The sequence below is a fragment of the Flavobacterium shii genome (assembly GCF_025847235.1).
GTDB classification, from domain to species: Bacteria; Bacteroidota; Bacteroidia; order Flavobacteriales; family Flavobacteriaceae; genus Flavobacterium; species Flavobacterium shii.
Genome location: NZ_JAOZEW010000009.1, coordinates 168,693 through 191,980, shown reverse-complemented (window position 1 = coordinate 191,980; position 23,288 = coordinate 168,693). Strand labels below are relative to the sequence as shown.

Annotated in this window: 17 protein-coding genes; 9 read left to right on the top strand and 8 right to left on the bottom strand. The window is 32.7% G+C overall.

Going from position 1 to position 23,288, the window contains the following annotated elements:
* Positions 1 to 55 precede the first annotated feature (55 nt).
* The 6 genes from OIU83_RS10425 to OIU83_RS10400 all read right to left on the bottom strand — a co-directional run bounded on the left by OIU83_RS10425 (position 56) and on the right by OIU83_RS10400 (position 6,674).
* The gene (locus tag OIU83_RS10425) at positions 56 to 1,087 is read right to left on the bottom strand and encodes an asparaginase (RefSeq protein WP_264206194.1); all 1,032 of its coding nucleotides are present in this window, start codon (positions 1,085 to 1,087) and stop codon (positions 56 to 58) included.
* Complete coding sequence (locus OIU83_RS10420) at positions 1,077 to 2,213, bottom strand: 1-acyl-sn-glycerol-3-phosphate acyltransferase (RefSeq protein ID WP_264206193.1); 1,137 nt, start codon at positions 2,211 to 2,213, stop codon at positions 1,077 to 1,079. Before OIU83_RS10420 ends, OIU83_RS10425 begins: the two co-directional genes overlap by 11 nt.
* A 65-nt stretch (positions 2,214 to 2,278) precedes the next feature.
* Entirely contained in the window at positions 2,279 to 3,058 is a 780-nt protein-coding gene (locus OIU83_RS10415; protein WP_264206192.1) for a TatD family hydrolase, read from the bottom strand.
* 152 nt (positions 3,059 to 3,210) lie between these two features.
* Complete coding sequence (locus tag OIU83_RS10410; protein WP_264206191.1) at positions 3,211 to 4,851, bottom strand: S41 family peptidase; 1,641 nt, start codon at positions 4,849 to 4,851, stop codon at positions 3,211 to 3,213.
* A 506-nt stretch (positions 4,852 to 5,357) separates the two neighbouring features.
* Positions 5,358 to 6,086, bottom strand: coding sequence for a tetratricopeptide repeat protein (locus OIU83_RS10405; RefSeq protein ID WP_264206190.1), 729 nt, complete (start codon positions 6,084 to 6,086; stop codon positions 5,358 to 5,360).
* 6 nt (positions 6,087 to 6,092) lie between these two features.
* Entirely contained in the window at positions 6,093 to 6,674 is a 582-nt protein-coding gene (locus tag OIU83_RS10400) for an RNA polymerase sigma factor (RefSeq protein ID WP_264206189.1), read from the bottom strand.
* Positions 6,675 to 6,803: 129 nt separating this feature from the next.
* Between OIU83_RS10400 and OIU83_RS10395 the strand changes: the two genes are divergently transcribed.
* The 6 genes from OIU83_RS10395 to OIU83_RS10370 all read left to right on the top strand — a co-directional run bounded on the left by OIU83_RS10395 (position 6,804) and on the right by OIU83_RS10370 (position 14,282).
* Positions 6,804 to 7,103, top strand: coding sequence for a hypothetical protein (locus tag OIU83_RS10395; RefSeq protein WP_264206188.1), 300 nt, complete (start codon positions 6,804 to 6,806; stop codon positions 7,101 to 7,103).
* A 72-nt stretch (positions 7,104 to 7,175) separates the two neighbouring features.
* Positions 7,176 to 7,760: a hypothetical protein gene (locus tag OIU83_RS10390; RefSeq protein ID WP_264206187.1), complete on the top strand. Its 585-nt coding sequence runs from the start codon at positions 7,176 to 7,178 to the stop codon at positions 7,758 to 7,760.
* Positions 7,761 to 7,837: 77 nt separating this feature from the next.
* Entirely contained in the window at positions 7,838 to 8,824 is a 987-nt protein-coding gene (locus tag OIU83_RS10385) for a hypothetical protein (protein ID WP_264206186.1), read from the top strand.
* A gap of 230 nt (positions 8,825 to 9,054) precedes the next feature.
* Entirely contained in the window at positions 9,055 to 11,007 is a 1,953-nt protein-coding gene (locus OIU83_RS10380) for a PKD domain-containing protein (RefSeq protein WP_264206185.1), read from the top strand.
* A 228-nt stretch (positions 11,008 to 11,235) separates the two neighbouring features.
* Positions 11,236 to 13,893, top strand: a complete 2,658-nt coding sequence (locus OIU83_RS10375) for a CHAT domain-containing protein (RefSeq protein WP_264206184.1) — start codon at positions 11,236 to 11,238, stop codon at positions 13,891 to 13,893.
* On the top strand, positions 13,845 to 14,282 hold the full coding sequence (locus OIU83_RS10370; protein WP_035622161.1) for a retropepsin-like aspartic protease: 438 nt from the start codon (positions 13,845 to 13,847) through the stop codon (positions 14,280 to 14,282). The genes OIU83_RS10375 and OIU83_RS10370 overlap by 49 nt, the downstream gene beginning before the upstream one ends.
* Before the next feature lie 374 nt (positions 14,283 to 14,656).
* On the opposite strand, the gene OIU83_RS10365 is transcribed toward OIU83_RS10370, so the two are convergent.
* On the bottom strand, positions 14,657 to 15,625 hold the full coding sequence (locus OIU83_RS10365; protein WP_264206183.1) for a C1 family peptidase: 969 nt from the start codon (positions 15,623 to 15,625) through the stop codon (positions 14,657 to 14,659).
* Between the two features lie 201 nt (positions 15,626 to 15,826).
* On the opposite strand from OIU83_RS10365, the gene OIU83_RS10360 reads away from it, so the two are divergent.
* From OIU83_RS10360 to OIU83_RS10350, 3 genes are all read left to right on the top strand, one after another.
* Positions 15,827 to 16,663, top strand: a complete 837-nt coding sequence (locus OIU83_RS10360; protein WP_264206182.1) for a hypothetical protein — start codon at positions 15,827 to 15,829, stop codon at positions 16,661 to 16,663.
* Between the two features lie 107 nt (positions 16,664 to 16,770).
* Positions 16,771 to 18,291 (top strand): T9SS type A sorting domain-containing protein, encoded by a 1,521-nt coding sequence (locus OIU83_RS10355; RefSeq protein WP_264206181.1) that lies wholly within the window; start codon positions 16,771 to 16,773, stop codon positions 18,289 to 18,291.
* A 266-nt stretch (positions 18,292 to 18,557) separates the two neighbouring features.
* Complete coding sequence (locus tag OIU83_RS10350; protein WP_264206180.1) at positions 18,558 to 19,127, top strand: inclusion body family protein; 570 nt, start codon at positions 18,558 to 18,560, stop codon at positions 19,125 to 19,127.
* 225 nt (positions 19,128 to 19,352) lie between these two features.
* Here OIU83_RS10350 and OIU83_RS10345 read toward each other — a convergent pair whose 3' ends face one another.
* Positions 19,353 to 23,120 (bottom strand): restriction endonuclease subunit S, encoded by a 3,768-nt coding sequence (locus OIU83_RS10345; protein WP_264206179.1) that lies wholly within the window; start codon positions 23,118 to 23,120, stop codon positions 19,353 to 19,355.
* Between the last annotated feature and the right edge of the window lie 168 nt (positions 23,121 to 23,288).

Below are 23,288 nucleotides of genomic sequence, written 5' to 3'. Positions count from 1 at the left end.
CTGAATTGAAAGTTTCACTAAAACGAACTTAAATCACTTATATCTTTAACTGAATTTAAAGAGAAATCTCGCCACGTAAAGCAGTTTCAAAGATAGTTTTGAAATTTTCAACTTCGATTCGGTGACCCAACAAATACATTAATTTTGTAATTGCCGCTTCGGTTGTGATGTCTTTTCCAGAAATTACGCCAAGTTCTTTAAGAACAGTACTTGTCTCGTATTGTCCCATATTTACACTTCCGCCCGAACATTGTGTTACGTTTACAATGTGCATACCCGACTGAATCGCTTTTTTAATAGCATTAAGAAACCAATCTTCTGTTGGTGCATTTCCAGATCCATAAGTCTCCAGAACAATTCCTTTTAAGTCCGGAATTGCCAATATTGCTGTCAAAACTGTTTCGCTCATGCCGGGAAACATTTTTATTATGGCAACGTGATTGTCTAATTTTTTGTGAACGATTAATTTCGAAGCTGTTTTTATAGGTAAAAACAAATGCGAATTTAATTTTAAATGTACTCCAGATTCTACCAATTCAGGATAATTTGGAGCAGTAAAAGCCTTGAAATGTTCTGCATTTACTTTAGAAGTTCTGTTACCACGGTATAATTTGTATTCAAAATACAAACAAACTTCATTGATTACAGGTTTTCCGTCTTTCTGAAGTGAAGCTATCTGAATCGCTGTTATAAGATTTTCTTTGGCATCAGTTCTCAAATCCCCGATTGGTAATTGCGAGCCAGTAAAAATAACAGGTTTAGATAAATTCTCCAGCATAAAACTTAATGCCGATGCTGAATATGACATGGTATCTGAACCATGAAGAACTACAAAACCATCAAAAGACACATAATTATCTTCGATAATCACAGCAATTTTTGTCCATTCTTCAGGATTCATATTCGATGAATCAATTGGAGTATCAAACGAAACCGTTTCGATTTCGCAATCCAATTGTTTCAACTCAGGAATTTTTTGTAATAGTTTACTAAAGTTGAAGGCTTTGAGCGCTCCAGTCTCAAAATCTTTGCTCATACCGATAGTTCCTCCGGTATAAATTAAAAGTATTTTGGCTTTAGATGACATCTTGGTATTTTAATTTATTGACAACAGGATTAGCATACATTGCCAAGAATCCCTGTACTGCAATCGGGTTATCGCTACCGATACGCATTTCTAAACGACGTTGGAAAAGTAATTTCTCATTCTCTTTATACAAATGAGCAAATCTATCGGTTTTGTTTAAAATATCATAAGCGATAAAATTGGTTGGCCATAATTTATAATTCTTTAATATCGAATCATCTATAGCTTGCGCCAATGCTTGAATTTGTTTATTCGAATTGTCATTTTCAGCAGCAATTAGGTCAATTTCTTTATCCAGAACATCTCCTACCGAAATATGTATTCTTTTTTTAGTTCCCATGATACCACTTAAAATGGTCATGAAATCTTCATTTTTTTCTTTAATGTAAATCTCATTATTCGCTTCTGCCATTAATTGTGGCATTTTCAAAGCATCGGTTGGGTCGTACTCATATGAAATCGAAACAGGAACTATTTTCATTTTCTTGAAATAATCCATCAGGTTTGCTTCATCAGATCCCATTCCTAACATTTTAAGAACACCAGGATTTGTAGCGTCATTTCCGTCTTTGGTTCTTCCCTCACGTTGTGCAATCCAAACCGAACGGTTCTCACGAAACAATAAATGTCCGATATACTCCGCTAACAACTTAGAGCTTTGTAACATTTCACGAGGTGAAAGTCCACGTAAAACCAAGAAATTACGATTTAATTTAGCCAAAACGCTTAAGAACGTTTTTTTAACCAAATTATCTCCAATTGCCGAAGCTGTCATTACTAATCCATGCTCAAACAAGCAAACATTTAATAATGTTGTATCCAAAAGAATGTCTCTATGATTAGAAACAAATAAATAAGAAGTGTTTTTTTCTAGTTTCTCGAATCCTGAAGTTGTTAATCCTTCTGAACTTCTTTCGAGAACTTTTTGAATTGTCTGATAAATAAAATTGCATTGAAAATCACGAATAGAATGTGTTTTCTTCAATTGTTCCTTCCAAACTTCGTCTTCTACTTCTGGAAATGAAAAATTCATCATCGCTTTCATCATCGGATGATTTGCCACACCATGAAGGGCTTCATTTACTTCTGAATCATAAAACGGTCGAATCGCATCAAATTTCTGCATTATAAATATCTATTTTTAAGTGGACAAATGAACAAAAAAAAAATTAAAGTATCATACGTTCTTAGTTAAATCCCAAAAACGTCTTTGGAATTCTGAGTAGTTACTACTGCTATTTCTTCTTCAGAAACGTCATATATATCGGCTAATTTTGATACAACGTTCAGCAAATAACTACTTTCGTTTCGCTTTCCGCGAAAAGGAATTGGTGCTAAATAAGGCGAATCGGTTTCGAGAACAATATGTTTTAAATCGATTTGATTCAGGAATTGGTCGATTTTTCCGTTTTTAAAAGTCACCACGCCTCCGATTCCAAGTTTCATATTATAAGAAATCGCCTGTAATGCTTGTTCATGAGTTCCAGTAAAGCAATGAAAGATACCAAATAATTCATCTGATTTTTCTTCTTCCAAGATTTCAAAAATTTCATCAAAAGCATCACGACAATGAATCACGATTGGCAATTTATATTGTTTTGCCCATTGAATTTGAGTTCTAAAAGCAATTTGCTGTTCTTTTAAATGGGTTTTATCCCAGTATAAATCAATTCCGATTTCTCCAACTGCGTAGAATTTTCGTTTTGCTAATTCCGTTTCTACATGTTTAAGCTCATCGAGATAATTATCTTTCACGTAAGTGGGATGTAAACCCATCATTAAGTATACATTATCGGGGTATTTCTGCTCTAAATCATACATTGATTCTGTGCAAGCTGCATCGATAGCAGGAATAAAAAAACGAGAAACACCTGCATCAATCGCTCTCTGAATCATTTCACCTCTATCTTGGTCAAATTCTTCTGAATATAAATGTGTATGTGTATCGGTAATAATTGTTGTTGGGTTCAATTTTATAATTTTAAAAGCCCAAAATTACGACAATATTAAAAACTTTCCCAATTTGATTACAATCCCCATGTATTACGGTAAATGGAACACGGATTAAATGGATTCGCTTAAGCGAAAACGCAGATAAAAACGGATTTTTTATTCTCAAAAAACTAAATCCCAGTTTCAATAAATTTCACGGCACGGTCTAAAACCTCATCTTTTCCTTGCTGAATCCCTAGAATGGTAGGTTTAATTTCGATATCAGGAACGATTCCGATTCTTTGTGTTTGGCGTTTGTCTGGATAATAAACCCCAATTCCTGAATATCTTGTATGGAATCCTTTAAAATCAAGTTCTGTTACATTTCCATCTGCGCCAGCGGTTTGACTTCCTATAATTGTGGTGTTGCCTGCAGTCTGAAAACACATTGCTGTCCATTCGGACTGGCTCATAGAATCTTCGTTGAGCAATACAATAACTTTTCCCTTATAATTATCTTTGTTTTCAGAGCCACAATTTGTTCCTTCAGTCCATATAAATCTCCCGGGATAATTTAAATATGGATAGGTATAAATTGCAAAATTTTCTTCGTGAGCATTTAAGAAATTCGCGATTTCTCCATAGGTTCCGTTTGGATAATTTCTCATATCAAAAACAATTGCTTTTGTAGATTTTAATGCTTCAATCATATCCGGAATATGCCTAACTTTTATAACTCCCATATTCACATATCCAATATTATTATCCAGGAGTTTAAACTTTTCCTTCTTTTTCATTGCTCCCTTCTTAAACTCATTCCTATGGGAATCGTGATAATCAAACCACATCATTGCTTTTATTTCGGACTTTCCATCTTTTAGAAACTCAACTTTAACATTATCTGAATCAGACATCAAAATTGAGCTTACGATTTTGTTTAAATACGAAGCTTCGTTTGAAGCACAAACAAGATCCCTGTTTTCTAAAATAAGCGTTGCAATGGTTTTATCATTTATCTTAACAATTACATCTCCTATTTTAATATTACTCGCCTCTGCCAAACTATCGCCCAGAATTTCTGTAACCACCATTTTCTCATCAATTATTTTACAATCAGCAGGGAAATAGTATTTCATACTTTTGTTAGATACATATGTCACAAATTCAACATGGCTATCATTGAGTCTGGTAGACATTCTCATCATAGCTGCGTAAAAATCATCCTCGTTTTTCGCTTCAAGAACCAAAGGCAATATCTCATCTAGAGTTTTATCCCATTTTTTATCCATAAGGTATTTGTCTGGAAAAAAGTATTCTACTAGATTCCAATACATACACATCCATAAAATTCTTAAATTTTTATTATCGTACTTAAGGTCAAAATAATTTCCGTTTTTAAAAGGATTATATCCTGGTCCTATTTCCTCATCGGTCTGGAATCTATTGTTCTCTATAAATCTTAAGCTCGTCGAGAGTTTTTTCGAAAACAATTTATTACTATCAATCCAGCTTAAATCAAAATTCTCATCAAAATACGCCACACCTTTTGGATCAATTATTGGCGCAATATCTTTTACTTCACCCAAAGAAACTATCCAATTTTCCAAAACCAATGAAAACTCTTTTTTAGTTTTTGCTTCTTCTATTTTCGGTAAGACTTCAAGAAGTTGATTGTCCCAGTTAAAATCACCGTTGGCTACTTTTGGGTGGTAATACTTTAAAAAGCCCCATACTTTACAAGTGGCAGCTAATTTTTCGGTTTCGGTAATTTTGGTTTGGCTAAAAATGGTATGTGAAAAAACAAGAAGAAGAAATAGGGTAATTTTTTGCATTCAGTAAAGAGGTTAAAATTATAAATAGTTTGAGGTTAGTGCTTTTGCAAAAATCGAATTTAGAAATTAAAATCCGAATTTGATTACAATCATAAAAAAAGAAACAAAAAATGTTGCTTTAATTTCTATTTATCATTGCTTTACACACAATCTTGTTAGGCTGAAAGGAAGACAAGATTGCGAATAGAAAATCCGTTTAATCCGCGTACCATTTACGATGAAGCTTGCGGGACTTCGACTGAGTTTATCCTGAGCGAAGTCGAACGGACTCAGCTTGACATATAATTACATTATGAATAAACCTATATTGCGTAGACGTACTGCGGTGCGTCTCTACAAAAAACCTTTGCGCCTTTGTTTCTCTGAACCTTGTCCCTTTTCCCCAATCTTGTCATCCTGAGGCGGAGTCGAAGTCCCACGAGTAACTCCACAAAAAATTCGTAAAGTATCTTAACTCTTTGCGAATCTTTTGTGTAAACTCTTTGTGTGTTTAGCGAAATAATCCTTTAATCCAACTCGTTTAAAAGCTCCTGAACATCATCATAGTTTTCATAATCTTGAGAAATTGTCTGTAAGATTTCCTTACATGACTTATAATCTTTTTGCTTCAATTTAATTAAGGCGAGATTCCACAGAGCTTTATCTTTATAAACAGGAGTTCCCGATTTTAATTCATTAAAAATAGCTTCGGCTTTATTAAACTGACTTTCTTCTAATAAAGCAACTCCATAAAAATATTGAATTTCTGGTGTTTTATTAACTTTCAGAATTTCCTCAAAAAGCGGAATTGCTTCTTTATATTTCTTGGCATTAAAAGCTATTTCGGCTTGTTTCAAAGTTACACTCTCCTCTCCTCTTTCTGTAAATTGAGCTTGTTCGGGATTATTAAAATCCTCGAAAACTGGATTTCCTTCATAATTAAAAAAGAACAAACCAATTAAAATAGCTACAGATGCAGCAACTGCATAATACCATGCTTTTAATGATACCACTTTGGTTTTTCTCTCTTTACTAAAATGAGTATCAGAAACACGTTTTAGATTTTTCCTAAAAGCTTCTCTTTCTTCTTCATATCCAAACTTTGTCTCCAATTGAAGATTTACGGTTTTAAAAGTTTCGAATGCCGAAGCAAATTCTGAATCTTCAGCCAATTGTTTTTCAAATTTTTTTCTTTCACCAACAGTCATTTCATTCTGAAGATATTGGTCGAATAATATATAGTGTTCTTCGTTCATGACTATTTATTTTTTTAGCGATTTAAAGTTTTTGTTTTCCTGAATCCACTCTGTTAACTGACCAATACATAACGATTTCTTTTTTCGAACATAGCCATAAGTTACATTTAGTTTCTCTGCTACTTCTTCCATTGATTTTATTGTAAAACTCAGCTTTAATAACTCCTGACACTTGTCTCCTAATTTATGAAACATAGCATCAAACAATTGCTGTTTCTCTTCAAATTCTTCGGTTTGATCAGCCAATTCGTGTGCAGATTCATTTATAGATGCTGCATCTTCGTTAATTGTTACCCCTTTATTTGATATTTTTTTCAATTCGTTGAGCCATTTTCTTTTGCATAATAAAAAAAAGTATGCATCAAATGGGCAAGTCAATTCTAGTTTATTGGCTTTGGCCTGATTAAACAGTAAGATCAATATTTCCTGTACTACATCTTGCGCCCGATCCTTATCACCAGAATTGTCCATTACGTACGAAACCACTTTGGGAACAAACTTTTTATAGATAGATTGAATCACCGCCGAGTCGTTTGCGGCAAGCCCTTCAATATACATTTGATCAGGATGAATTTTAGATTGGCCCATAAAATGACTTTTTAATTAGCTAATGTAAAAAAAATCTGAAAATAAATCTCAATTATAGGGGTAACAATTATATAATCAGGTTGATATACCAAAACAACGGCATTTTAAAAACAATTTAAAATCAAGAAAATGGAAAGTTATCAATTTATAAACGAGAAGAATTTGGAACAATTTCACAAGATGCTTTCTTCCAAAATCCAAAACGGATTTGTAATCATTGAGCACAATGAAAAATTACCTTATGTGGTTTTATCCAAAGAGAAAAAAGAAATAAACCATTCCCTACACTTATTCTTTACCTGTATCACACTAGGCTTTTGGTCGATTGTTTGGGCTTATCTAATCATTACCCTTTCTAAGAAAAAAAACATCCTTGTTGCCTTAGACGAAGACGGAAATCTCTTTGAAGAAAAATGCCTTTTAAAATAAATTCAAAAAATGGGGTAACAATTATTCCAACAAAAACATCTATTACTATAAAAACCATTAAAACTAGAAATCATGAAAACACTACCAACTTTAATATTATACATCGCAGCTTTTACAATCTCGAGTTGTGATAATGACAATGACCCTACTAATAATGTTTGCGACTCAACCTATGTCTCTACACTTATTACAACTGCCTTTACAACCGCAAACGGCTATGATGATATTACAACTATGGATTTAGAAACACACGAATATACAATCCAGATTAACGCCAATGGAGAAATTTGTACCGTAGGATATCAAAACCCAAGCACTTACACAGGCGGTTATACTATCGAGATTACAAATACAACTACGAGTGCTGCTTATACAGGCATTCATACTTTTTCGCAAACCACACTAGATTATCAATCTATAACGCCAGTACCAATAGCTTCAGGGGATATTATTACTGTAAAAAGAACAATTCTGCCAGGTTACACCGTACTTAACCAAACAGTAGGGCGTATTTTAAGAAAAACCAATTTTACGACAGTGCCTTATCCTATCACCCAAGGCAATGCTGTTTTCTTAAGCTCCAATTTTTATGGCGCCGGAGGTCCAGTTCCTAACTACGCACAACCCTATATTGCCCTTGGTTTTAAAGTAATTTAAAAATAAACCAAAAACAGGGGTAACAAATTTTTAACCCAAAACATCTATTACTATAACAACCATTAAAACTAGAAATCATGAACACAAATTTTAAAACAATCGGGCTTTTATTCTTAGCAATAATCTCATTCGTAAGTTGCGATAATAGCGACGGCGACAACAGCAATCTTGTAATTCCACCATCGGGAGCAGCTTTTAAAGGTATCACCGAAAAAGGAATCAAGAAAAACACACAAAATTTCACAATAACAGCAGGAACTGGTGTTGTAACAATCACTTCTGCCAAAGGAGTTAAACTTACTATTAACGGAGACTGCTTGACTAAAAACGGAAGCCCCACAACAGGAGTTGTCGATATCGAATACATCGAGCTTTTTGATAAAGGAAATATGCTTATCACCAACAAACCTACAATGGGAATTATGCCCGACGGGAAGAAAAGTTTGTTAATATCCGGAGGTGAATTCTTCGTCAAAGCCACTCAAGGCGGAGTTGAACTTAAAACATCTTGCCCTATGAATTTAATCGTTCCTGCAAGTTTAACCGATGGTTTAGACAATGCAATGACATTATGGAATGGTGTAATTGATGACAGAGGAGAACTAGCCTGGGAACAACCTAACCCAAATGGCACAGGAAATGGCGGAAACGGTGGAGTTAAAGGCGAAGCAAGTAATTATTACGTAACCTTTGGAAACTTTGGCTGGACAAACGTAGACCGATTTTATAGCGATCCGAGACCAAAAACTACACTTCTGGTAAAAGCACCCGAAGGATACGACAACAATAACAGTGCCATTTACTTATCTTACGATGGCGAAGGAATAAATGCACTTGCAAAACTAGACACTTATACAACAGCAGGATTATTTAGCGAACACTACGGACAAATCCCAATTGGTCTTGCATGTCATGTGATTTTTGTAACCGAAGATAATGGTCAATGGCGTTACGCTATCAAAGCAGTTACAGTTGCTGCCAATGATGTTTATACTTTTACACTAGCCGAAACAACAGTCGGCACCGAAGCCCAACTGATAGCGGCAATCAATGCTATTCAGTAACTTACAAAATACTTTTTAAGAAAAAGTGGTGATTTGCTCATCACTTTTTTTTACATTTAATCCAGTTTTAAGATTTAATCCTGTGATTTTAAGAAGCTAATCCTGCTATTCGTTACAAACGAAGTTCACTGAACTCCGATTAAAATACGAATTAAGTGAAGTAATCTTTTCCTTCCTAAAGAAGTCAGGAAAAGGATTTCCACTACTATCAGGGCTAAAAACCAATAGTTATGAAACCACTATCAACTATATTATTTATTCTTTTATCTATATTCTCTTTCTCACAAACCAAAGTAAAAGATACCATAACCCGAAGAGCCAATATTGGTTATAGTGCAAACGGAAATCTGTTAAGTTTCAAACCCGAAACCCCACCATTAATTCCTATTGCTGGAGCACCAAAACCTAGCTATTCTTATTTATGGGAACTTGGCGACGGACATTACAGCAAACAAGCCGAACCCAAACATGTTTATAAAAACAAAGGGGCATATACCACAAGACTTGCCGTAACCAACAATTACGATAACGGAAAACCTCCCGCAACACGACCTAAAAAAGTTGCCATTAATGATATTACCGACAACAATTACAAAGATATTGCCTCGATTGCCGACCAAAACGGATTTGCAATCCTAAAAAATTGTGATCCAATTCCAGATCAGGAAATGGTAGTTGTAGTAAGTTATCAAAATCTGGAAAACTATGTTTCCAGCGGAAAACTCTATCTTTTTTACAACGAAAAACAATTTAAAGACAATAATTTCCAATTAGTCGATTTCCGAACCTACGCTGGCGAACGCGAAATAAAAGAAAATACCGTTGCTGTTGTAGATGATCTTGACGATACCAGAACTTATTTGGCTTCAGCCGAAAACAACATTAAAATCAAAAAATACCGAAACACAACCACCGAAGAAAATCTAGATGTATCATTACTAGAAGCAAACAAAACCTATCATAATGTTTCAGTTCTAGAATTTGACGATGCCAACCCGAGTGAAACCCGAAATGTATTTTACACATTTAAGACCACTCCCGAAATGATTAAAGATACCAGCGCAACCGTAACCATGCGAGGGATATTTGTACCTAATCGAAGTTATAAAAACCATAAAATAAAAAACCTCGAAATGGAAATTGTGACTTCTCACGACCCAAATAAAATGGGTTCTAACGGAAGTTTTATGAATTACAGATTGGTGCGTTTTAAAAGAGTCAATTTTAAGACCCGTTTCCAAAACAACGGCGAAGGTCCGGCAAGAATGATTAGACTCGAAACGGATATTCCTGATATGTTCGACAAAAAAACATTTCAGATAGAAGATATGTACCCAAAATGCCCTATTTGTCCCAAAGACGAAATCCCAACCACAAGCTGTTTAGATACAATTATTAAACAAAAGCAAATATTCTTTACCTTCAAGAATATCTATTTACCCGGAAGCGAACAAAAAAATGTAAAAGAAAAAGACAGTACCAAAGGTTTTGTAAAATACTCTATGAAGTTTGGCGATGACTTTCATAAAGTAAAAACCCGAAGCCGAACCTCTATAATATTCGATAAAAACGAACCCATTATTACCAATTATGCCACTACAAGATTCCTACCCGGAATATCTATTGGTGCAAAAGCGGGTTATAATCTATATCCTGATTTAGATAAATCGACGAGTTACTTTGTGGGTGCAACCATTTCCCCTTTCAAATCCTACCGCTTTTATTGGCAAGCAGAATGGCTAAATGCTATAAACAAATATGAAAATGGTGTAACAACTAGTGATCAAATTGTCGTTGGGGCAAATGGTGTGAAACAACTACAACGTACCACAACAGGTACCGAAAACAAAAATATCAACTGGGAAGTTCCCGTTCTTATTCGCTATAACATTAATAATTACATCGGGATTGGCGCTGGCTTACAAGCCAATATTAATGTTTCGGAAGAGCAAAATCAAACAGTAAAAATTGAAAACTTTGAGGGTGGAACTGATCAGTATTTAATGGACACCAAAACAGAATCAACCACTGTAAAAAACTCATTTGCCAATTTTAAAACAGGAATTTTATTTGACTTAACAGTAGGTTTTGCCAGAATTGGCCCGAGTTTAGGCGCGCGTTATGTAATAAACTTTGAACAGAATTTTAATTATTTCCAGTTTTATGGGATTTGGAAGTTTTAAGAGTTATACCACAGAGTTACACAGAGATTTTTCGCAGAGATGCGCGAAGTTTTAAAAAAAAGTTTACCACAAATTCCGCAAATTTCCACAAATTAGGATTCTGTTTAATTGATGCTTTTAATTTTCGGTAAACTTTCTTCGTGAATCTCTGCGAAAAAGCTTTGCGAACCTTTGCGAAACAACATTTTTACTCAAACCTTTAAATCCCTTTGTGAAACAAAAACATCTATGAAAAAACTATATTGCTATATACTATTCTTCTCAACAATAATTCTATTCGGGCAACGTCAGGAAGACAAAATATACCTTGCAATCGATTCTTTTATAGCACATCCATCTGCGAAAGCATTACAAAATCTAACAAATACAGAAACCTCTTTCTGGAAAAACCAAAACCCTAAAACCAAAAACGAATTACTGGCCATCGTAGTTTTAAACTGCAACAAAGCCTATTATGAAAATCAGTTCGGGCAAACGGAAAAAGCAATTACTAGTTACGAAAAAGCTTGGCAGACTTACGAAAAAAACAAGCTGAAAGATTACGATATTATCGAATATTGCCTGAAACCTTTAGGTAATCTATATACCGTTTTGGGCGATTATGATAGTGCCGAAAATACCATAAAACAATATTTTTATATTGTAAATACGTCTAAGAATTATCCCGAAGCTCAGAAACAAAAACTTGCAGCAATTCTTAATTTATCTAATGTTTATCAGAGTTCTGGTAAAATTTCTTTGGCAATTGAGTTATTAGAAAGCACTTTAAAAACAGAGCCTTTATCAAATTCTCAAAAAGGGATATTATGGAATAATCTGGGGAATAGTTATTGGCTAGGTTTAAAACAACTTATATTGATTAGAAATTCGCCGGACGACGCCAAAAAAGCATTTGAATCTTCTATAAGATATCTAAAAAACGAAAAAGGTCAATCCGAAACTTTATCCAATTCTTATCGCAATCTGGCTTCGATGAACAGACAATGGCAACAATTTGAAATTGCAAATTCTTATTTAGAAAAAGCAGAAAAGTTATTTTTAGAAACACCAAATCAACAACCGCGAAAACTGGCAAAACTATATTATGAAAAAGCGTTGTTGCTTTTTGATGAACAAAAATATGATGAAAGTGCAAAACAAGTTCAGGCTATTTTTAAAATCCTGATTCCGAATTATAATTCAAAAAATACACTGCCAAATCAAAATCAGTTATATGCCGAAACGGTCTTGATTGATGTTCTGGATTTGCAAGCAGAAATCTTTTCTAAACAAAATCAACCCAAAAAAGCACTTGAAGCATTTAGGCTTTCTTTTGATATTGAAGATTTATTGATGAATGTTTTGGTTTATGAAAACTCAAAAATCATTACACAAATCAGAGCACGTAATCGTACTGAAAAATGCATTTCAATTTATGATGAGTTGTTTAAAAAAGAAAACAAAATTCAATATCTGGAAAAAGCTTTTCAGTTATCTGAACGAACCAAATCTGGTATTTTAAAAGGATATCGATCAAATATCAAAACCGCTTCTGCTGAAGAAAAATCATTATTGCAACAGCTTCAAAACTTAAACAATGAAATTTTAAAAGAACAGCAAAAAGGAGATTCAGCAAACATTGCAAACATCAATAAAGCCATAAAAAAGCAAAACAAATTGATGCTTTCTTTAAAACAAATACAATCTAAAAACCCTGATTACATTCCCGAAACCTGTGATTTAAAAACGCTGTCATCAAAACTAGAAAAAGACAAAGCTGTAATGGTTTATTATTTTATGGGGTTTGACGAAATCTATTATTTTACATTACATGACCAAAGAATTACATTAAATCATTTTAATATCACCGATACAGCAATGCCTCAAATTATGGGATTCATTCAATATTTCAGTAATTCAAATAACATTAACGACGATATTTCTGGATATAACAGAGTCGGAAAAAAAGTTTTTGATATGCTGAAATTACCTAAAAATACTATTTACAAAAACCTCATTATTGTTCCCGACGGAATCCTTAATTTCTTGCCATTTGAAGCTTTGATTACACAAGAATCATCAACTACAAATTTTGCCAAAATGCATTATTTACTCCATGATTTTAAAATTGCCTATAACACTTCGGCTAGTTTTTATATCAATGCGAAGCCTATTTCAAATTCAGCAAAAACCGTTTTAGGTATTTTTCCTATTTTCGAAAAAACGGCTTACGAATTAAGTTATTCCAAAAAGGAATTGCAATCGATACAAACAAACTTTCAAGGCAAGTTTCTTGAGAACTCTGATGCTACTTTTGCCAACTTTAAGAACAATGCTTCCCAATACTCTATTTTGCATTTAAGTACTCACGCTTCTTCTGGCGATGTCGAAACTCCTGCAAGCATCAAGTTCTACGATCAGGAAATCCTGTATTCAGAATTATATAATCTTACCCTAAATCCTGACTTGGTCGTTTTGAGTGCCTGCGAAACAGGAATCGGAAAATTATATAAAGGCGAAGGCGCTATGAGTATTGCAAGAGGTTTTCAGTTTGCTGGTGCTCAGAACTTATTGTTTTCGTTATGGAAAGTAAACGATTATACAACATCAGTTTTTATGGCTGATTTTTATAAAAACATCAAAAACGACGTTCCCTATTTTGAAGCCAATACCAATGCTAAACTTGATTTTTTAAACAACAAATCGATTCCAAATGCCAAGAAATCTCCTTATTATTGGAGTTCTTTTGTGTATTATGGTTCAATTTCTACAGAAGAGAAATCTTCAAATTATATGCTATACATCATTAGTTTATTGGCTGTAATTGGTTTATTTTTGATATTCAATCAGTACCAAAAATGGAAAACCTTCACGATGTTCTCAAAAAAGAGAAATACAAAAAAATAAAATTCAAAGTTACCAAAACGCAACACCTTTTAATAAAAGCCAAAATCAATGGTATTTCCGGGAATTTTATATTAGATACTGGTGCATCTAATACTTGTGTAGGTTTTGAGAGTATAGAACGTTTTGCATTGGGTGCTGAAGCTTCAAAAACTAAAGCTGCCGGAGCTGGGGCAACAGGAATGCTTACCCAAACGGCATCTAACAATATATTACAAATCGGTTCTTGGAAAGATTTAGATTTTGCTTTGGTAATTTTTGATCTTTCGCATGTAAACGAAGCTTTACGACAATACAAAGCAAGACCTGTTCATGGCATTATAGGAGCCGATGTTTTACTTCAGGGTAAAGCGATTATAGACTATTACAACCATTATGTATATCTGCAATAAAAAGAGGCTAGTTTAAAAATAAACACAAATTTCATTAATTATCACTAATTCGTTCGTGGAATTAATTTCGCAAACTGAGTTAAACTCCACGATTATAAAATTCTAATTTACAGAGAACAATATCATTAAGTTAAAAGATTTTTGATTGAAGATTAACGATTGCTGATTTTTGATTTTGTGTTAATAAATAATAGGAACGTTGATTTTATGAGGTTTTGTACTTCTGAAATCTAAAATCGTTGGTCAAAAATCTAAAATCATTTTTAAACCCCGTTGAGGTGACATATATAACAATCTGAAGAAAAACAATAAAGAGGCTGCCTAGAAAATCACTTTTCGGACAACCTCTTTTTAATCATAAATTAATCTGCGTACTAAGAATTTGCCGATGGATTAGGAATAATACATCCTGCCCAATTAAATGCTCCATTGGCAATATTATTATAGGTTACATAAAAGAAACCACTACGACCCCAGCCTGCACCCCAGGAATTTTGCACTTTAAAAAGTTGGGTTGCATCATCGTATCCTACAATACACACACAATGTCCGCCTTGTCTGCCTCCGTAAAGATTAGCCCAAACATGGTTGTTATTACGGATATCATAAAAACTCTGATTTACATCAAAACATACTGCAACGGCATAATTCTGATTTAGATAATATTTAATATCTGCAATACTCGTTGGGTTTACATTAAACCATCCGCCTGATTTTCTAACCGATGCCCAGTTTTTTTGTTGTGTAGATGGTTGTGTGTAGCAACCTCCCGCTATATATGGCATCTGAAATTCGGCACATTCGCCTTGGTTTTTTATTAAATTCATGGCATCATTAGGATAAGAACCTGCTCCACAATTACCCAGTTTTATTTGGTTATACACATAAGCCGCACTTCTTGATGCATTATACCAATTACTCTGATGCACGGTGTTATTAAGATATCTAGCAATACTATGTGCTGCATAACCTACACCCCATCCTACACAAGATCCTTCACTCCCTTGATCTCCAACTGGCGGAGTTGGCAAATTTTTGCTAGCCGCAATTTTTGCCGTCAAAGTCGATTTTTGAGTTTCTGAAACTAAATCAGGTCTTAACTGAGCAATTTTTAAACGGTATTCGTTTGGTGTTAGAAACTGAATATTCTTTAAATATTCATCAGTCATTGGCGCTAGTCCGTATCTTCCTTTGTCAAGAAGATTGACATCGCCGTCCATTAATTTCTCTTGAACATCGCTCTCTGCTTGATCATTACCTTTCTCGCAAGAATAAAAAGCTAGTAAGGCAAAAAACAGAAGGGCAATTTTTTTAATCGAAAATTTAATAAGTGGTTTTTTCATGGTTTTGTTGTTTTTAGTTATTAATTATTTCGTACAGCAATTATTTACGAATTTATTAGTATTTTTAGCATAACATTAACATTAACAGACTCATAACTCCAACTTATCTTACGCATAACTATGCTTAGAGTATTCCTATAACATGAATTAAATTTAATTATCGAAGAAGAACAATGTCAATTATTAAACAACATTCACAATATGGAAATCATAATAGACAAATTAGTAGAAGGCATAAAATCCCATCCTATTATACAAAACAGTACTTTATCTGGTGTTAAAGAATGGAAAAGGGCTCATTATATTATTCTATCGGAAATAATATCTGATTGCTTAGAAAAATCAGAATTCATGCAAGGTTCAAAGAGGAATGAACTTGGGTGTTCTATCTCGAGCGCCACCTTACAAAGAATATTTACAAACGATTCTTCTCAAACTAAAAAATCTGATTTACGTTTCTTAAAAAGCTTAGACAAACTAGCCATATTTATTGGTCATCCTTCTTTAAATAGTTTTCTGAATTGTGAAGCAACAGATTATAATAAATCATCGGAGATTGAAAACAAAACCGAATCTATATCTTTTTTTGAATCATTGATTGCCGATTATTGTCAGGGAGAGTTTAATTGTTTGAAGGAATTACCCAAAATTAATATTTCGAATTTGTCAAATTATGTTTTTAGTGAAAGTCCTTTTTCTAAAAGAATTAAGGATCTTTTCGAAAATTATTCAAGATTAAATTATCATTTAAACTGTATTGACAATCGATCTAATTTTGAAATTTTCGATTTTAAAGTCTCTAGTATTACCGATGAAATCGCCATTCTAACCGTAAAAGAATTTTGGAATTTAGAGTGGAAAGACGAAAACGATGCCATATCGATTGTTCTTAATAAAGTAAACAGGCAAACTTATTTTATTAAAAAAAGGGAGGATGTTTGGAAAATATGGGATAACTACAATCCCGATTATAATGAACTATCTACAAGAATAAACTCGGCTATAGAAAACCAACATATAAAAAAAGCTATCCTATAACAACGGAAACTCATTGCTTTTCATAAATCATATCATTATAAATACATATTTTATTAAATTTCAGTTTTTTAAGTATATTTGTTGACGATTTTAACAAACCGATACCTATGAAAAAAACTTTACTTTATCTATTATTTTTATTTACATCATTTAACTTTTATGCACAAATTAGTATAGTTAGTCCTATTATACATTGTAATGGAGATACTTTATTTGATTTTACTATTCGAAAAAACGAAATAATTGGAGACTTAAATCCTGCCGAAACTACACTTAGCTATCATCTTAGTGAGTATGACGCTACAAACAATGCTAATGCAATTCCAAATCCGACTTCATTTGTAAGTACTGTAGATTCTAAAAATATTTATGTCCGAATTTATAACAAAGGAAATATTACCCTAAAATTTTTCCGTTTAAACATAAACTTTAATTTAGCCGTAGATGTTACAATTAGATATTCGGCATGTTATACCCCAATATTATTTTTAAATGCTACAGGAGGCTCACCTTCCTACCGATATTCAATAGACGGTATTAAGTACCAAAAAGAAAACTCTTTTGAAGTAAAAGCAGGAACATATACTATATACACCTTAGACAATAATGAGTGCACCGCTTCAGCAACTGTAGTTGTACAAGATATAACTATTCCTCCTTTGCAGGCGATGACAGTAAATACCATGCTTAGATGTAATGGTGATACCAATGCCGAAATAATGTCATTTGTATCTGGAGGAACACCTCCATATAGCTGTTTTGTTGAAGAAAAAATGGATGCAAGAGTGAGTGTATATGAAAACAGGTACACTATTCATAATATGCCTGCAGGCAGATACAGGGTAGTTATTAAAGATGCGATGGGATGTGCTGTAATGAACCCTATAGAAATTCAGGAACCTAAAGCACTTACAGCTACTGCTGTAATTACAGACCAAACAATAACGGTTAATGCAACTGGCGGAACTAATCAATACACGTATGCAATTTCGCCTACTTTAAATAATTCCTCGACAAATAATACCTTTACAGACCTAGTGCCAAACACTTACGAAATAATCGTAAGAGATTCTAACTACTGCTGGGTTAATATAGTATCCCTTACAATTACCCCTCCTGCACCTCTTGTAGAGGGCAAAAAAGCAATTACCTTAAATCTTACCGCTGGGCAAACTCTTGCGGATATTAATATTCCCGTTACTGGTATTAAATGGTATAGTAATGCAACTTCGCCATCTGGAAAGACTAAAAGGTTAAACGAAGCTTTTTTACCATTATCTACTGTATTAGTAGATAACACTACTTATTATGCGTCTCAAACTATTAATAATATTGAAAGTAAAGAAAGACTAGCGGTAACTGTAAAACTAAATACGTTATCAAACCCTGACTTTGTACTTGGCAATTTTAAGTATCATCCTAATCCTGTAAAGAACGTATTAAGCATCGAAAACGCTTCGGTAATTGATGAAGTAACTCTTTTTTCTGTTACTGGAAAGGTCATTTTGGATAAAAAGATAAATAGTTTGCATTCAGATCTTGATTTATCACATGTAGCAACAGGAATTTATTTCCTTAAAGTGAAATCTGAAGGTCGTGAAAAAACGATAAAGATTGTAAAAGAATAAAACCTACATCAATCAGAATAACAAAAGCCGTCATTTATAAAAATGACGGCTTTTTGTTTTTATACGATTTATTATAATCGGCAAACTCAACATACGCTCAAAACCAATGTAGTTTGCCAATTATAGACCTATACTACATCATAAAAACAGGGTATTTATACGCTATTCAAACAGTTGAGATTCCTTTAATTTTGGCTTGAAATAAACCTCAGCAGAAACCGAAAAGCTAAAAACAAAGAGTAGGTAAAATCATAAAATTAATCAAAATGGATTCTGAATCAAAGAACTTAGAAGCTTCAAGCAAAGGAATAGGCGATCCTATAGACGTGACCAACATTCAAATAATCATTAACACCGATAAGATAAAAAGAGAGTATTCTAATGAAGGAAGTAAAGACCCTGCAAATCCTACAGAAATAGGACACCAATATCAGTACATGGTGAGTTCTAGTCTGGCTGGAAGTACAGGAAGTGGCTCAACAGACCTGATTGTTAATGCAGCTTACGGTGATTTTGTTCGATTGTATGCTATATCTGAATATGCCAATTCCGAAAATGCAGTCATAATCTACAACATACAAAGAACGGGCGGCGCAGATGTGTTTAATGATTTTAGATCTGGCTTATTTAATATGCCAGGAATTCAAGCATCTAGAGAAAATCCTCTCCCTATTCAACATGTTGATGAGATAATTCACTGGTATAACCAAGCTGATGTAATCGGAAACGGAGCAGCTAATTATAACATTAGCTTCGCACTTTACACAGCAGACAGACGATCGCATTCAATGAATCTGATTGGCTATTTTGTAATGAAACCAACATTTATTATTTAGCACTAATTTTAAGAAAGCACGTTTCTTTTTTGGCATCCAGGCGATAAAAGAGACTAAGTAAAAAGTTGTGAACTTAAATTGTCTATAAAGGGAGGGACGCGGATAATACGGATTTACAAAAGTAAAGCCACGGATTAAACTAATTTAAAAAATTATGCCTCAATACATTCTAATAAGAAAAGCCGTCATTTAATAAAAAATGACGGCTTTTCTTTTATAAAGTTATTATAAGTATTTCTTTAAAACCGCTTCTTTTTGTTTAGGTATTTCAGTCATTTCTTTTTCTAAAATCTTTATTTTTTTTTCTATTTTTTCTATTTCTGAAACTATTTTTTGCTGTTCTGAAAGTGGGGGAATTGGAATTATATAATCCATAATATGCTGTTTATCTCCTCGGGGCATTTTTAAACCCTTAGGCTTTAACATTTCATAGTCGAAGAATTCATCTTGTCTCAAAATATAATAAATATATCTTGAATCAACATCTTCATCCGTTTTTTGCAATACTAAAACGTCATTTGAACTACCACCATTATTATCCGCAAACCAAATTTTCTTCAAATATGGTCTAATATTTGACAATAAAACATCTCCAATTTTATATTCTGTTAATGTACCTGAATCAGGAAGAAAATTTGAATTCACTTTGCCAACCATATCTTGTAGCAAATTATCAACTCCAACATAAGTTTCAGAAGTTAATAAGGTAGAATTAATTCTTGTCTCAGAATATTTACATATACTACGCAACTTTTTTTGCTCTCCATTGATATTTATGAGGACACTCCTAATTTCTTTTCGTAATTCTAATGTTTTTTTAATCGTTTCTGTTTCTTTATTTTCCAAAAATTTTATTTCATCAACAATTTTTTGTTGAATGTTTTTCGGAGGAAGAGGGATTTTAAAATTATTAAGCATCTGAAGATTAACATGTTTCACACCTGAATTAGATGTTAATTCTTCTAATGATTTGCTTTGAATTTTTAAGATATTTGCTAAATAATATGGTAAAATATTTTCATTACAAATAATTGAATTAATCTGCTGGTTTGTCGTTAATTCAATCGAATTAATCCCAACTCTTCCAATCGTTGCAGTACAACTAATTAAGACACTGTTTTTAGGAATAATTCTAACTTTTTTGTTTTCTAAAGCGAAATTGGAAACATAATTTTCAGTTTTAGAAACATCTAACTTATTAAAGCTTAAGTCCGGGATGGTTAACCAATTTATTTCCTTTTTATCCCAAAAATTATATTCATTTTTTGGTGGTGTACTACCATTTATTATCTCTAAAGAGATATCTTTAATTCTTACTAATTCCCATTTACTTTCAATCGATACTTTTTTTTTAACCGAAAGTGAAATATTTTTCTCAAAATCTACACGATCAAAAGTTATCATATCAACCAAGTTGTGTCGAGATATATTCTTTTGCAGAACTTCATCGATAGGAAAATCAAAATCCCCTTGGAAAGCTTTATAAATATATGTACTTGCTTTTTTAGGATTATTAAAAACTTCAGGATCGAATAATTGTGTGTAATCTTCTATGTTTTTGCCTCTTTGCATTGGGTGTATCCCTTCACTTCCTCTTCTATTAGAAAATTCATAGCCTAAGAAACGTTTTTCATCTTCTTTTTCCTTTTTCTTTTCTGTTTTTATTTTTGCTAATCCTTTATTAGATTTTACTATTACAACTTTTTGTGAGTAAACAATTAAAAAATAATATAATTTATCCGCTTCTTTTTCTAAAAGTAAATTCCAGAATTCTTTATCGTTTTTAACTTTTAATTTCTTTTTATATTCATTATAAATCTCATGTTCTTCAATTGCTTTATTTGGTTCTTTTTTTAATAAAGAAATATAATCCTCAAATGAAATTCCCTCCCAAACATGATCTACATATTTAGTTACTGGTTTCTCAATTCCGTTTAAAGTAACATCTTGCAAAACACTAAAAAACTTTTCTACAGCAATTTTAAGATTAGCACTTTCATAATTATTTCTTCTTCTCAAAAATAATGTAACAGTACTTGTATTTGTCGCCATGAAGGTACTTGATCCCAACTCAGTAATACCTATTATATCAAAATATTGTAAAATAAGTTCTCGAGATCTGGAATAAATTCCCGTGTTACTCAAAATTGAACTTGGTAAAATAATTCCTGCTACACCACCATCTTTCAATAGCTGTTTGGTACGTTCTATAAACAAACATTCTATTTCGGAACTATTGTCTGTTAGTTTATTATAAAGCTCAAAATCATTGTCTTTATAAAAAGAACGAGCTGTATTTTTAAATGCTGAAACTGAATACGGAGGGTTTGAAACTATTATATCAAATTGTTTGTTGTCTTGCGGAAAATCTTTGTCCTTATTCAATAATTTTCCTTTATAATCAGGATGAGAAAAATTAGCTAAGCCATCAGAGTGAATCACATTAGCTAAGCCATCGCCATGCAGATAGCAACCAACTTTACCAACTTTTACTAAACGATAATCTTTTTCAATTCCATATACATATTGTATTGCCCAAGCAAAATGATCATCTTTCCAATTTCTTATTTTCTTAGCAACACTTGGATGGTATTTTTTATCATCTTTTTTATCCAGCAAACGTTGCATCTCGTGCATTGTTTCTGTTAAAAAATGCCCACTTCCTGCCGCATAATCCATCACATAAGGCAAAAGTGTATCGTTATCTATTTTAGCAGAAGCTAACTTATTTTCTAGAATTGTATCAATTGGTAAACTTTTAATCACAAATTGTGCAACAGGAACTGGCGTAAAAAACTGCCCTGATTCTTGTTTTAAACCTGTAGTTAAAAGTAATTCGAAGAAATCTGAAAGATATTGTTGCTTCTTGGTATAACGAAGTTTGTATTTCTGTAAAAGCTCTACTATCTCTTTAACAACGATAGCATTTTCATTAAATGATTGTTCATCATAAACATCTTTTATTGCAAATTCGTTGTTTTTTTCTAATCTAATTTTTCTGAACTCTTCAAGAATTGGTTCTCTTTGCTCATCGTTTAAAAATGGAAATCTGTTTTTAAATTCCGTTTCAGAAAAATCTGTAACTACTTTTTCCAAAAACTCATGCATCCCGTTTTTATACAAATCGGTCAGACGAATTTGAAAACTTCTATGATTGTCAATTCCTTCCAGCCATTGAAAACCTAATTCGTTATCAGTACCTTCATTACTCTTTTCATCATAAATTTTACAAAGAAAAAGAGTGAAGATTCTATTAAAGGCGTTTCCTTTATCTGAAACTACGTTGTGTCGTAAAATTTCAAGAAACCGATTAAAGATAAAACTGCTATCTTCCTGACGAATTTCTTCTAAATCATTTATTGAAAGTGCTTTACTTTCAAAATTATAGGGTTTTACCCAAGAATCAAAAACACCATTATCTTTGGTTAATTTATTCCATTTTTCATAAAAATCTTTTACATCCCCACTTCGATAATCATCTTCAATTTTTACGATTTCACTTCTTGAGACAATTTCATTTCCTTTTAATTCAGAAGCATAAAGCATTATTACATCTGCTTTATTACTAAACTTAAAATAAGTAAAAAGTTGCCCTCCATCTTTTTTAAGTCGGGTAAATTCTTTCTCAAATTCTTTTCCGTAAGTTTTACATTCAATTAAAAGATATTCCGAACCATCGTCGCGAGTAACACAAATATCTAATCGCCCAGAAAATCCATGTCCTGCCGGATATACTTTCTCCAGAGAAATATTTTCTGGCTTATAACCTTTTTCAAGAAATTTATTTACACATTCAAGTACAACCCAATCCTCTGGCTTACTAATATTCTGAGTTTCTTTTCCTTGAATTTTAATCTTTCCTCCAAAATGAAAAACATTTTTTCCGAAATCAATTTCAATACAGTAATTATCAGCATATTTTTTTACAAAAATATCTGAAGCATTTTCTTTAGGCAGAAAACCTAATTTCTGTATTAATTTTTTATTAGGCATTTAATTGAATTTGAATTACATAAAATAAATCTCATAATGAAATTTGTAAGTAATATACTATATCACTGATTTATACAAAAATAGAACAAAAAAGCAATCAATTGCGTATCTATACGCAAAATATTTTGAACCATTATACTAACAAAAAAACCGTTTAGTAAAACTAAA